Origin of the sequence: Segatella copri, assembly GCF_019249765.2 — a bacterium.
Lineage (GTDB): Bacteria > Bacteroidota > Bacteroidia > Bacteroidales > Bacteroidaceae > Prevotella > Prevotella copri_K.
The window spans coordinates 732,224-746,945 of the sequence record NZ_CP152484.1 but is presented as its reverse complement, the minus strand read 5'-3'; the positions used below and the strand labels follow the sequence as shown (position 1 = coordinate 746,945).

4 protein-coding genes are annotated in these 14,722 nt (G+C 45.3%); all 4 read right to left on the bottom strand.

All coding sequences use genetic code 11. The annotated features are described in order from the left end of the window. Positions 1 to 183: 183 nt before the first annotated feature. The 4 genes from KUA46_RS03080 to KUA46_RS03065 all read right to left on the bottom strand — a co-directional run bounded on the left by KUA46_RS03080 (position 184) and on the right by KUA46_RS03065 (position 14,491). On the bottom strand, positions 184 to 3,528 hold the full coding sequence (locus KUA46_RS03080; protein ID WP_256625036.1) for an alpha-amylase family glycosyl hydrolase: 3,345 nt from the start codon (positions 3,526 to 3,528) through the stop codon (positions 184 to 186). Between the two features lie 290 nt (positions 3,529 to 3,818). Beyond that, positions 3,819 to 7,175 carry an alpha-amylase family glycosyl hydrolase gene (locus tag KUA46_RS03075; protein ID WP_256625037.1) on the bottom strand — a complete coding sequence of 1,119 codons (3,357 nt, stop codon included), beginning with the start codon at positions 7,173 to 7,175 and terminating at the stop codon, positions 3,819 to 3,821. Positions 7,176 to 7,464: 289 nt separating this feature from the next. Continuing rightward, entirely contained in the window at positions 7,465 to 10,830 is a 3,366-nt protein-coding gene (locus tag KUA46_RS03070; protein WP_256625038.1) for an alpha-amylase family glycosyl hydrolase, read from the bottom strand. Between the two features lie 289 nt (positions 10,831 to 11,119). After that, positions 11,120 to 14,491 (bottom strand): alpha-amylase family glycosyl hydrolase, encoded by a 3,372-nt coding sequence (locus KUA46_RS03065; protein ID WP_256625039.1) that lies wholly within the window; start codon positions 14,489 to 14,491, stop codon positions 11,120 to 11,122. Between the last annotated feature and the right edge of the window lie 231 nt (positions 14,492 to 14,722).

Genomic DNA, 14,722 nt, shown 5'->3' with positions numbered 1-14,722 from the left:
AAAGTTACAAAAAAAAAAGGTTTTACCCAAAATCTTTAATATATTTTCTACTTATATATACAAAAAAGACTCCTAAATGGCTGAAAATTTGTTCTATTCAAGCCATTTAGGAGTACTTAAACCTAAAATAAATGAAATATGATAAACTAAATGTTTCTAAAAGTAATGGCGGCTAACCATTGGCTACTTGATAACAAACTTCTTGCCATTGCAGATGTACATACCTGGAGCCAGAACGTATTCTGCATCAGAAACATTATTCACTTCGGCAACCTTCTGACCGTTGATAGAGTAAATCTTCAACTTAGCAGGAGCCTTCTTGCTACCTACCTGGTTGATACCTGTTGAGATAGACTCGTTGGTCTTACCGTCACGGTTATAAACTGCACCGTTTTCGAATTTCAAGTCCTTTGTCTGCTGACCACTGCCGTTGTTGAAGATGATCATAGTAGGAGCAGTTGTCAAATCGCCATCATACTTCCACATCCAAACATCAAGACCATTCTTCTTCATGTTAGTCTTGGTACAGCTTACACCTGGCCAGTTACCACCGGTAAAGTTGTCTGTATCATTCCAAGCCCAGCAATCTACCTGACTCCAGTCTGAAGGAGCGAGGAAGTAAGCGAAGATACCTGTTGGAGTAGGAATAACTACCTCTTTAATCTTGTTGAAGGTTGCAGAACCAGTCTTGGTTTCGTTATCTGCATTGGTTGCACTCCAAGTTACAGTCTTGCTCTCGCCTTCCATCATGTCAGCACCGAGTGTGAATGTAGCAGCCTTACCAGGGGTAAGAGCCACCTGCTCACCATTACCGATCTTGTACCAACCGCTCTTGGCATTGTTGCTCAATGTGGCTGTTACAGTGACAGTTTTCTCGAAGTCACCACCGTTAGGGCTGAAAGTAACCTTGGCTGCAGTATTGACAGGAGCGTCAATCTTCTGAGCATTTGCACCGCCGTCATACTTCAGGTAGATATCACCTGTGATACCAGAGATTTCACCAGACTGTGCACCGCTATTATTATTCAAGATGACATTGAAGTTATCTACGCCATCAAAAGCGTAAGTCCAGTACTTTTCGCCATTGATTTCTTCAGACTCTGTCATCTTTGTACCAGGCCAATCGCCTGTCAATTTCTTAACAGAAGAACCTTTTGACCAAGCATAGATAAAAGGAGCATTTTCTGCCTGTACGTAAACCATGATAGTAGCATTAGGGTCCACCTTCTTGAAGGTCAAGCTACCGCTCTTTACTTTACCGTCCTGGGCCTCTGCGCTCCACTCAATAGTCTTGGTGTCGCCAAAGTTCATACCTTCGCCTATGGTAAGGTTCTCACTCACACCAGGAGTCAAGTTCACCTTATCCTGACCTTGTATCTGATACCAACCAGACTTAGCGTCTTCAGAGAGAGTAACTGTCAGGTTAATAGTCTCAGTACGGAATGATCCACCTGCCTGTGAGAATAAAACGCTTGCTGGCTGAATAGGGCCCTGCTCGTTCCAAATTGTACCAGCCTCTTCATTACCATCATAAGCCTGACCGTCCAGAGACTTAGCTGTAGTATCGTAGATGAAAGCACCATCCTCACCGATCTTGCCATCCTTCCAGTCCTTTACGAGAACACGGAGCTGACCCTGAGTAGAAGGAGCTTCTACTTCAATAGTAGAACCTGTATATGTCTTACCAGTTACCACGTCGGTATAAGTACCAGCTGGGCAATCTGTGAAGGTAGCACCACCATTGAGGGCTACGAGCGCATAGCAATCCTTAGTAGCACGCTTGAAAGCGATACCATTCTTACCTGTTGCCTTACAACCGTCTGTTGTCCACTGACCCTTACGGAGAGCAGGCACAGCCTGACGGATCTTGTTCAAACGGATGAGGTGCTGAGCTACATCGTGATTCAAAGAAGCAGCTACGTTACCTGTAGCCTTATACTCACCGAAGTCTGTTGCTGTTACATCACCTGTGATATAACCACCGAAGTAAGCACGACCAGTTTCTGAAAGAGGACCGTTAGGACCTGGGTCGATTCTTACACCACGACGGAAACCAACCTCAGAACCATAGTAGATACATGGAATACCACGGAAGGTAAACAAGAGAGAGAGGTTCTCAGCCCACTGAGCATCTGTACCACCGAAACGGTTGAGATCGTTTGGGCCTGGACTGTAGTCATGGCTGTCAATATATACTACATTGTATGTAGCGTCATTATAGAGTTCGTCTTCCGCTGAAAGACGGAATGCATCTTTAGCTGTATTGTAGCTATAGTGCATTGGGAAGTCGATGACATTAAAACCACTTGCCTCAGAATAGTCTGGCTCATGCCATGCACCATTGATCATCTTAGCATTTTCGCTCTTCTTGTCACCAAATGTTTCCTTACCGCAGAGTGCCTGAGGACCGATAGGTCCAGAACCCTCTGGCAATACCTGACTGTCCCAGAAGCTTTGGCTTCCATCCCACTGGTTCATCAAAGACTCATCAGACTTCCATGTATAGAAGTAGCAAGAAAGATTGGCCTGACCTCTGTAGGTTGCTTCGTGACCACGGGTACAAACCTCACCATACATAAAGAAAGGAGCCTTGTTCAATCGCTTATTCTCGTACTGCTTACCGAGGGCAGCAAACTGTGGAACGAACTGATGGTTGAAAGTGAGTCGTGAGATGTGACCGGAGGTATCGATACGGAAACCATCCACACCCATCTTGATGAACTGACCATAGCAATCTACGAGATACTTAGCTACCTCGTCGTTCTCTGTATTGAGGTCAACACAGTCACCAGCAATCTGACCCCACCAACGGGATGGATCATCCCAACCGAACTGACCGTAATGGTGCCAGTAGTTGTGAATATCACGGTTCTGACCATCCATATTCTTCATCATGGTAAGACGACGGTGGTATTGATCTTTTGGAAGGATGGTCAGGTAGTCACTACCCAAAGTTTCTGTAGGGGTCATACAAGCATCGATGTAAGCTTGGTTGCGAAGTTGTGTGTCACGATCGAACAGCTTGCAGAGCTTCTCCTCACCGAAGTTACCGGTATGGTTGAGCACGATATCGAGGATAATCTTGATACCCTTGGCATGAGCCTTATCGATGAGTTCCTGGAACATCACGTCACCACTCTTACCATCACTGCTCTGATAGCGGCAGTCAACATGCTGGAAATCCATAGCATGATAGCCGTGGTAGTCATAACCGGATGCGTTCTGTACGACAGGAGTAATCCAGATGGCAGTGAAACCAAGCGCCTTGATATAGTCGAGCTTATCAATGACACCCTGGAAGTCACCTCGCCAGCAAGGGTCTTTTGTTTCAATCTGCGCTGCCTGGTTGTCCCAGCAGAGCACATTGTTTTTAGGATCTCCATCGTAAAAACGGGTGGTGATCATGAAATAGATACTTTCGTCTCGGAAGTCAGTACGATCGTTGGTAAACGTTTCCGTTGCCATCGTCTGCAAGGAGACCAACATGAGCATAAGAACCGCCCATAATTTTGCGGCAAGTTTTTTCATAATGAAATTGTTAAGTTTAAAATTGAATAGTTGAATAATTACACCGCAAAATTACGAATTCTTTTTATAAATACTATAAGATAATTCACTTTTCTATTGTTTCTTCTGTGCAATCGATTTCGCAACAACAAAGAAAAAGAGGCTGAATTTCGCAAAACGAATATTTGCAAAATTCAGCCTCATTCAGAGGATATTATGTACATAAACTGCTAACCACACGGGGACAAACTCACACTACCCGCTTACAGAGCAGGCGAAGTGCTTGTTTAAGTCCCAAAGTAGCGGTAAGTTTATTTGATAACAAACTTCTTGCCATTGCAGATATACATACCTGGAGCCAGAACGTATTCTGCATCAGAAACCTTGTTCACTTCGGCTACCTTCACACCATTGATAGAGTAAATCTTCAACTTAGCAGGAGCCTTCTTGCTACCTACCTGGTTGATGCCTGTTGAGACAGACTCATTGGTCTTACCGGCAAGGTTATAAACTGCACCGTTTTCGAATTTCAAATCCTTTGTCTGCTGACCACCGCCGTTGTTGAAGATGATCATGGTAGGAGCAGTTGTCAAATCGCCATCATACTTCCACATCCAGACATCCAGACCATTCTTCTTCACACCGGTCTTGGTACATGCTACACCTGGCCAGTTACCACCGGTAAAGTTGTCTGTATTATTCCAAGCCCAGCTATCGACCTGATTCCAATCTGAAGGAGCGAGGAAGTAAGCGAAGATACCTGTTGGAGTAGGAATTACAACCTCTTTAATCTTGTTGAAGGTTGAAGAACCTGTCTTAGTTGTACCATCAGCATTGGTTGCACTCCAAGTTACAGTCTTGCTCTCGCCTTCCATCATGTCAGCACCGAGTGTGAATGTAGCAGCCTTACCAGGAGTAAGAGCCACCTGCTCGCCATCACCGATCTTATACCAACCGCTCTTGGCATTGCTGCTCAGCGTTGCAGTTACAGTGATTGACTTCTCAAATTCACCACCGTTAGGGCTGAAAGCCACCTTAGCAGCAGCTGTCGAATTTGCTGGAGCAGAAATCTTCTTGGCACTTGTACCACCATCATACTCCAAGTAGGTATCACCTGTAATACCAGTGATGTCACCAGACTGAGCACCGCTACCATTACTCAATACTATATTGAAGCTCTCAACGTTATCGACATCATAAGTCCAGTATTTAGCACCATCAATCTCCTCAGGACCGTTCATCACCTTACCAGGCCATGCACCTGTCAAATTCTTACCGCCAGTACCTGTTGTCCAAGCATGGATGTAAGGAGCCTTGTCTGCCTTTACATATACGGTGATAGCTGCGTTAGGATCTACCTTGGTATAAGTAACCTTACCAGTCTTCTCGCCTTCAGAGCTTGTAGCGCTCCAAGTCACAGTCTTGGTCTGATTGAAGTTCATGTCGTCACCGATAGTGAAGGTAGCAGGCTTACCAGGGGTCAAAGCTACCTTGTCCTGTCCCTCAATCTGGTACCAACCAGACAAAGCATCTTCTGAGAGTTCAGCAGTAACTGTTACCGTATTGGTGCGGAAACTTCCACCAGCTGGAGAAAGAGAAACGCTTACTGGCTGAAGAGGAGCCTCGTCAACCCAAGTTGTACCAGCTTCCTGATTGCCATCATAGTCCTGACCACTCTTATGCTGAGCAGCAGTACCGTAGATGAAAGCACCATCATCAATGAGCTTTCCGCCCTTCCAGTCTTTCACGAGTACGCGAACCTGACCCTGATTACTAGGAGCATCAACGGTGATAGTAGGACCTGTGTAAGTCTTGCCTGTTACCAAGTCTGTATAAGTACCAGCTGGGCAACCTGTGAAAGTAGCACCACCATTGAGGGCTACGAGTGCATAGCTGTCCTTGTAAGCACGCTTGAAAGCGATACCGCCGTTAGCAGCACAACCCTCGTCTGTCCACTGACCCTTACGGAGAGCAGGAACAGCCTGACGAATCTTGTTCAGACGGATGAGGTGCTGAGCCAAATCATGATTCAATGTAGCTTCCACATTACCAGAAGCCTTGTATTCACCGAAGTCTGATGCTTCTACATCACCTGTGATATAACCACCGAAGTAAGCACGACCAGTGTTAGAAAGAGGACCATTAGGACCTTTGTCAATCACAGAACCACGACGGAAACCTACCTCAGAACCATAATAGAGACATGGGATTCCACGGAAGGTAAACATCAGAGAGAGATTCTCAGCCCACTGAGCATCACTACCAGAGAAACGGATACCATCACTTGGCTGAGGACCGTAGTCATGACTGTCTACATATACTACATTGAAAGTAGCATCATTGTATTTCATATCACCAGACTTAGCCAAGCCGTATGCACTTCCTGCATTAGAGAAGTTGTAGTGCAATGGGAAGTCGATTACATTGAAACCGCTTGACTGAGAATAGTCTGGCTCATGCCATGCACCATTCAGCATAAAGGTATTATTGCTTTCAGGAGAATCAGCATTATCTTTCTCGCAGAGAGGCATCAGCTTAGCATCATAACCTGTACCACTGTCATAGATTTCCTGAGTATCCCAGTATGACTGGCTGCCATCAAAGCCATCCATCAGTTCCTTTGGAGCCTTCCATGTATAATAATAAGGTGAAAGATTGTCTTGACCACGGTACTGCACACTACCAAAACGGGCACAAACCTCACCATACATGAAGAATGGAGCCTTGTTCAATCGCTTGTCCTCGTACTGCTTACCGAGGGCAGCAAACTGAGGAATGAACTGCTTGCAGAAGGTAAGACGTGAGATGTGACCGGATGTATCAATACGGAAACCATCGACACCCATCTTGATGAAATTGCCATAGCATTTGACAAGATAATCAGCCACTGTATTATTCTCAGTATTGAGGTCCACACAGTCGCCTGCAATCTGAGCCCACCAACGATTAGGTAAGTCCCAGTTGAAGTTACCGAAATGGTGCCAGTAGTTGTGAGTATCATGATTCTGACCATCGGTATTCTTCATCATGGCAAGACGACGCTGATACTGATAACCAGGCTGAAGACCTGGATAGTCACTACCCAATGTTTCCAAATTAGGAATCATACAAGCATTGATGTCTGCCTGGTTACGAAGACGAGTATCACGGTCGAACTCCTTGCAAAAATGCTCCTCACCGAAGTTACCGGTGTGGTTGAGCACGATATCGAGGATAATCTTGATACCCTTGGCGTGAGCTTTGTCGATGAGTTCCTGGAACATCACGTCACCACTCTTTTTGCCGTCACCGCTCTGATAACGGCAATCTACCTTGGAGAAATCCGAAGCATGATAGCCGTGGTAGTCATAACCGGATGCATTCTGTACGACAGGAGTAATCCAGATGGCAGTGAAACCTAACGCCTTGATGTAGTCGAGCTTGTCGATGACACCCTGGAAGTCACCTCGCCAACAAGGGTCCTTGGTACTCTTCTGTGCTTCCTGGTTGTCCCAGCAGAGCACATTGTTACTTGGATCACCATCGTAGAAACGAGTGGTCATCATGAAATAGATACTTTCGTCTCGGAAGTCAGTACGATTCGATGTAAACACATCGGTAGCCATCGACTGCAAGGAGACCAACATGAGCATAAGAACCGCCCATAATTTTGCGGCAAGTTTTTTCATAATGAAATTGTTAAGTTTAAAATTGAATAGTTGAATAATTACACCGCAAAATTACGAATTCTTTTTATTAATACTATAAAACAATTCATTTTTCTATTGTTTTTCCTGTGCAATCGATTTCGCAACAACAAAGAAAAAGAGGCTGAATTTCACAAAACGAATATTTGCAAAAATCAGCCTCTTTCAGAGGATATTATGTACATAAACTGCTAACCGTATGGGGACAAACTCACACTACCCGCTTACAGAGCAGGCGAAGTGCTTGTTTTAGTCCCAAAGTAGCGGTAATTTATTTGATAACAAACTTCTTGCCATTACAGATATACATACCTGGAGCCAGAACGTATTCTGCATCAGAAACCTTGTTTACTTCGGCTACCTTCACACCATTGATAGAGTAAATCTTCAACTTAGCAGGAGCCTTCTTGCTACCTACCTGGTTGATGCCTGTCGAGACAGTCTCATTGGTCTTACCGGCAAGGTTATAAACTGCACCGTTTTCGAATTCCAAATCCTTTGTCTGCTGACCATTACCGCCGTTGTTGAAGATGATCATAGTAGGAGCAGTTGTCAAATCGCCATCATACTTCCACATCCAGACATCCAAACCATTCTTCTTCACACCGGTCTTGGTACATGCTACACCTGGCCATTTACCACCGGTAAAGTTCACGTTCTCAGAATCATTCCAAGCCCAACAGTCTACCTGACTCCAGTCTGAAGGAGCGAGGAAGTAAGCGAAGATACCTGTTGGAGTAGGAATAACTACCTCTTTAATCTTGTTGAAGGTTGCAGAACCAGTCTTAGCCTTATCCTCTTCATTAGTTGCACTCCAAGTTACAGTCTTGCTCTCGCCTTCCATCATGTCAGCACCGAGAGTGAAGGTAACTGGCTTGCCAGGAGTAAGAGCTACCTGATCGCCATTACCAATCTTATACCAACCGCTCTTAGCATTGCTGCTCAGCGTTGCAGTTACAGTGATTGACTTCTCAAATTCACCACCGTTAGGGCTGAAAGCCACCTTAGCAGCAGCTGTCGAATTTGCTGGAGCAGAAATCTTCTTGGCACTTTTACCACCGTCATACTCCAAGTAGATATCACTTGTAATACCAGTGATGTCACCAGACTGATCACCGCTACCATTATTCAATATTACATTGAAGCTCTCAACGTTATCGAAATCATAAGTCCAGTATTTAGCACCATCAATCTCCTCAGGACCTTTCATTACCTTACCAGGCCATGAACCTGTCAAATTCTTACCGCCAACACCTGTTGTCCAAGCATGGATGTAAGGAGCCTTGTCTGCCTTTACATATACGGTGATAGCTGCGTTAGGATCTACCTTGGTATATGTAACCTTACCAGTCTTCTCCTTGCCTTCAGAGCTTGTTACACTCCAAGTCACTGTCTTGGTGTCATTGAAGTTCATGTCTTCACCGATAGTGAAGGTAACAGGCTTACCAGGGGTCAAATCTACCTTGTCTTGTCCCTCTATCTGATACCAAGCAGACGTAGCATCTTCTGAGACCTCAGCGGTAACAGTTACCGTATTGGTACGGAAAGTACCACCAGCTGGAGAAAGAGAAACGCTTACAGGCATAAGAGGAGCCTCGTCAACCCAAGTTGTACCAGCCTCTTCATTACCATCATAGGTCTGGTCACCCAGAGACTTGGCTGTTGTATCGTAGATGAAAGCACCATCATCAATGAGCTTGCCACCAGTCCAGTCTTTCACGAGTACGCGAACCTGACCCTGATTATTAGGAGCATCAACAGTGATAGTAGAACCTGTGTAAGTCTTGCCTGTTACCAAGTCTGTATAAGTACCAGCTGGGCAATCTGTGAAAGTAGCACCACCATTGAGGGCTACGAGTGCATAACTGTCCTTATAAGCACGCTTGAAGGCGATACCACCATTGGCAGGAGTACAACCATCGCTAGTCCACTGACCCTTACGGAGAGCAGGAACAGCCTGACGAATCTTGTTCAGACGGATGAGGTGCTGAGCCACATCATGATTCAATGAGGCAGCCGCATTACCTGTTGCTGTGTAGTCACCGAAATCTTTGGCTTTTACATCACCTGTGATATAACCACCGAAGTAAGCACGACCAGTTTCAGAAAGAGGACCATTAGGACCTCTGTCAATCACAACATCGCGACGGAAACCTACCTCAGAACCATAATAGAGACATGGGATTCCACGGAAGGTGAACATCAGAGAGAGATTCTCTGCCCACTGAGCGTCTGAGCCGCCAAAACGAGACCCTGACCCAGGACCATAGTCGTGACTGTCTACATATACCACATTATAGGTAGCGTCATTATATTTCATATCACCAGACTTAGCCAAGCCGTATGCGGTGGCTGCATTACCGAAGTTGTAGTGCAATGGGAAGTCGATCACATTGAAACCGCTTGACTGAGAATAGTCTGGCTCATGCCATGCGCCATTCAGCATAAAGGTATTGTTGCTTTCTGGAGAATTCGCATTATCTTTCTCGCAGAGAGGCATCAGCTTATCATCATAACCAGAACCTGTGTCATAAATTTCCTGAGTGTCCCAGTATGACTGGCTGCCATCAAACTGATCCATCAAGTTCTGTGGAGCCTTCCATGTATAATAAAAAGGTGAAAGGTTGTCCTGACCACGGTACTGCACACCACTGTAACGGGAACAAACCTCACCATACATGAAGAATGGAGCCTTGTTCAATCGCTTGTCCTCATACTTCTTACCGAGGGCAGCAAACTGAGGAATGAACTGCTTGCAGAAGGTTAGACGTGAGATGTGGCCGGATGTATCAATACGGAAACCATCGACACCCATCTTGATGAAATTGCCATAGCATTTGACAAGATATTCAGCCACTGTATTATTCTCAGTATTGAAGTCCACACAGTCACCTGCAATCTGAGCCCACCAGCGATTAGGAAAGTCCCAGTTGAAGCTACCCAAATGGTGCCAGTAGTTGTGTGAATCATGATTCTGACCATCGGTATTCTTCATCAGGGCAAGACGACGCTGATACTGTGCCGCAGGCAAAAGACTTGGATAGTCACTACCCAATATTTCTGGATTAGGAATCATACAAGCATTGATGTCTGCCTGGTTACGAAGACGTGTATCACGGTCGAACTCCTTGCAAAAATGCTCCTCACCGAAGTTACCGGAGTGGTTGAGCACGATATCGAGGATAATCTTGATACCCTTGGCGTGAGCCTTGTCGATGAGTTCCTGGAACATCACGTCACCGCTCTTTTTGCCATCACCGCTCTGATAACGGCAATCTACCTTGGAGAAATCCGAAGCATGATAGCCGTGGTAGTCATAACCGGATGCATTCTGTACGACAGGAGTGATCCAGATGGCAGTGAAACCTAACGCCTTGATGTAGTCGAGCTTGTCGATGACACCCTGGAAGTCACCTCGCCAACAAGGGTCCTTGGTACTCATCTGTGCTTCCTGGTTATCCCAGCAAAGCACATTGTTTTTAGGATCTCCATCGTAGAAACGCGTGGTGATCATGAAGTAAATACTTTCGTCTCGGAAGTCAGTACGATTCGATGTAAACACATCGGTAGCCATCGTCTGCATAGAGACCAACATGAGCATAAGAACCGCCCATAATTTTGCGGCAAGTTTTTTCATAATGAAATTGTTAAGTTTAAAATTGAATAGTTGATAATTACACCACAAAATTACGAATTCTTTTTATATATACTATAAAACAATTCACTTTTCTATTGTTTTTTCTGTGCAATCGATTTCGCAACAACAAAGAAAAAGAGGCTGAATTTCGCAAAACGAATATTTGCAAAAATCAGCCTCATTCAGAGGATATTATGTACATAAACTGCTAACCGCACGGGGACAAACTCACACTACCCGCTTACAGAGCAGGCGAAGTGCTTATTTAAGTCCCAAAGTAGCGGTAAGTTTATTTGATAACAAACTTCTTGCCATTGCAGATATACATACCTGGAGCCAGAACGTATTCTGCATCAGAAACCTTGTTTACTTCGGCAACCTTCACACCATTGATAGAGTAAATCTTCAACTTAGCAGGAGCCTTCTTGCTACCTACCTGGTTGATGCCTGTTGAGACAGACTCATTGGTCTTACCGGCAAGGTTATAAACTGCACCGTTTTCGAATTCCAAATCCTTTGTCTGCGTACCACTGCCATTGCTGAAGATGATCATAGTAGGAGCAGTTGTCAAATCGCCATCATACTTCCACATCCAGACATCCAAACCATTCTTCTTCACACCGATCTTGGTACAAGCTACACCTGGCCAGTTACCACCAGTAAAGTTGTCTGTATTATTCCAAGCCCAGCAGACAACCTGACTCCAGTCTGCAGGAGCGAGGAAGTAAGCGAAGATACCTGTTGGAGTAGGAATAACTACCTCTTTGATCTTGTTGAAGGTAGCAGTACCAGTCTTAGCCTTATCCTCTGCATTAGTTGCGCTCCAAGTTACAGTCTTGCTTTCGCCTTCCATCATGTCAGCACCGAGGGTGAAGGTTACTGGCTTACCAGGAGTAAGAGCTACCTGATCGCCATCGCCAATCTTATACCAACCGCTCTTGGCATTGTCGCTGAGGGTTGCTGTTACAGTAATAGTCTTCTCGAAGTCACCACCGTTAGGACTCAAAGTAACCTTGGCTGTTGTGTTGACAGGAGCATCGAGCGTCTTGACATTTGAACCACCGTCATACTCCAAGTAGATATCGCCTGTGATACCAGTGATGTCACTTGACTGCTTGTCATTACCATTATTCAGAACCACATTGAAGCTCTCTACTCCATCGAAAGTCTTGTACCAGTAGTTGACACCACCAATCTCTTCAGGACCATCCATGGTATTACCGTGCCATGCACCTGTCAACTCCTTTTTTGGAGTACCAGGAACCCAAGCATAGATAGTTGGAGCATTGTCTGCCTTTACATATACGGTGATAGATGCGTTAGGATCCACCTTGGTGAAGGATACAGAACCATTCTTCTCACTCTTGTCGTTCTTAGCATACCATGTTACAGTCTTGGTCTGCTTGAAGTTCATACCTTCACCGATAGTGAATGTCTTGGTCTCGCCAGGAGCCAACTCTACCTTGTCCTGACCTTCTACCTGGAACCAGCCTTCAGTAGCCTTACCGCTAAGGCTTACCTCTACAGTAACAGTATTGGTGCGGAAAGTACCACCATTCTGAGAGAACTTCAAACCAAACTCATTAGTCTGTGGCTCAACCCATGTTGTACCATCTTCCTCATGACCATCATAAGCCTGATCAGCCTCTGACTTAGACTTAGGAGCCTCATTATAGATGAAAGGACCATCCTCACCTATCTGACCGCCCTTCCAGTCCTTCACGAGAACACGGAGCTGACCCTGAGTAGCAGGAGCATCAACGGTGATAGTAGAACCTGTGTAAGTCTTGCCTGTTACCACGTCGGTATAAGTACCATCAGGGCAATCTGTGAATGTTGCACCACCATTGATGGCTACGAGTGCATAGCTGTCATTCTTATAAGCACGCTTGAAGGCGATACCGCCATCAGCAGGAGTACAACCATCGTCGGTCCACTGACCCTTACGCAAAGCAGGAACAGCCTGACGGATCTTGTTCAGACGGATGAGGTGCTGAGCGACATCATGATTCAATGTAGCAGCCACATTGCCTGTTGCCTTGTAGTCACCGAAATCCTTGGCTTCGACATCACCAGTGAGGTAACCACCGAAGTAAGCACGACCAGTTTCAGAAAGAGGACCGTGAGGACCTCTGTCAATCGGAGCACCGCGACGGAAACCAACCTCAGAACCATAATAGAGACATGGAATACCACGGAAGGTAAACATCAGAGAGAGATTCTCTGCCCACTGAGCATCATCACCAGAGAAACGGAATTGGTCGTTGGTTTGCTGAGGACCGTAGTCGTGGCTATCAACATATACCACATTATAGGTAGCATCATTATATCTCTTGTCACCTGACTTTGCCAAACCGTATGCGGCGGCAGCATTACCGAAGTTGTAGTGCAATGGGAAGTCGATCACATGGAAACCACTTGCCTGAGAATAGTCTGGCTCATGCCACTTACCATTCACCATAAAGGTATTGTCACTTGTTGGTGTTGGGGCATTGTCTGACTCACAGAGAGCCATCTGATGGTCATCCACACCTGTACCGCCATTGGCTTTATCAAAGAGTACCTGTGTATCCCAGTATTTCTGGCTACCATCCCATTTGTCGAGCAAGTCCTTTGGAGCCTCCCATGTGTAATAATAGCAAGAGAGGTTATCCTGACCACGGTATGTGACATCACTGTAACGGGCGCAAACCTCACCATACATGAAGAATGGAGCCTGGTTCAATCGCTTGTTCTTATACTTCTCACCAAGAGCTGTAAACTGAGGAATAAACTGCTTGCAGAAGGTAAGACGTGAGATATGACCGGAAGTATCGATACGGAATCCATCGACACCCATCTTGATGAAGCTGCCATAGCACTTTACGAGATAATCTGCTACGTAGTCGTTCTCGGTATTCAGGTCAACGCAGTCACCTGCAATCTGAGCCCACCAGCGATTAGGATAATCCCAGTTGAAGTCACCAAAGTGGTGCCAGTAGTTGTGAACATCCTGGTTCTTGCCACGGATATTCTTCATCAAGGCAAGACGACGCTGATACTGCTCATAAGCGACACTTGTAAGGTAGTCGGAACCCAACTTCTCCTCATTAGGAATCATACAAGCATCAATCAGTGCCTGAGTTGCCAAGTCGGTATCACGGTCAAACTCCTTGCAGAGTGTCTGCTCACCGAAGTTACCAGTGTGGTTGAGCACGACGTCGAGGATGATCTTGATACCCTTTTTATGTGCCTTATCAATGAGTTCCTGGAACATGGCGTCACCGTCCTTGCTACCATCGCTGCTCTGATAACGGCAGTCAACATGCTGGAAATCCATGGCATGATAACCATGGTAGTCGTAACCGGATGCGTTCTGCACTACTGGTGTAATCCAGATAGCTGTAAAACCCAATGCCTTGATGTAGTCGAGCTTGTCGATGACACCCTGGAAGTCGCCTCGCCAGCAAGGGTCTTTTGTTTTGATCTGCTCTGACTGGTTATCCCAGCAGAGCACATTGTTTCCTGTGTCACCATCGTAGAAACGCGTGGTCATCATAAAATAGATACTTTCGTCTCGGAAATCAGTACGATTGCTAGTAAACGTGTCTGTAGCCATCGTCTGCATGGAGACCAACATGAGCATTAAAACTGCCCATAATTTTGCGGCAAGTTTCTTCATAATGAAATTGTTAAGTTAAAATTGAATAGTTGAATTATCTTCCGCAAAATTACAAACTATTTCTATCCGCGCAACAAGATATTTCACTTTTCTGCTGATATTTTTGTGCAATCGATTTCACAAATATTAAGAAAAAGGGGCTGAATTCTGTAAACCAAATATTTACAAAATCCAGCCCCTTTAAGAGTATATAATTAATATAACGGGCGCGCCAGAAAATAGAAAGAATAT

Bases quoted from the DNA above. Each gene is read 5' to 3' on its own strand.
- KUA46_RS03080 (WP_256625036.1), bottom strand. From the start codon at position 3,528: ATGAAAAAACTTGCCGCAAAATTATGGGCGGTTCTTATGCTCATGTTG.
- KUA46_RS03075 (WP_256625037.1), bottom strand. From the start codon at position 7,175: ATGAAAAAACTTGCCGCAAAATTATGGGCGGTTCTTATGCTCATGTTG.
- KUA46_RS03070 (WP_256625038.1), bottom strand. From the start codon at position 10,830: ATGAAAAAACTTGCCGCAAAATTATGGGCGGTTCTTATGCTCATGTTG.
- KUA46_RS03065 (WP_256625039.1), bottom strand. From the start codon at position 14,491: ATGAAGAAACTTGCCGCAAAATTATGGGCAGTTTTAATGCTCATGTTG.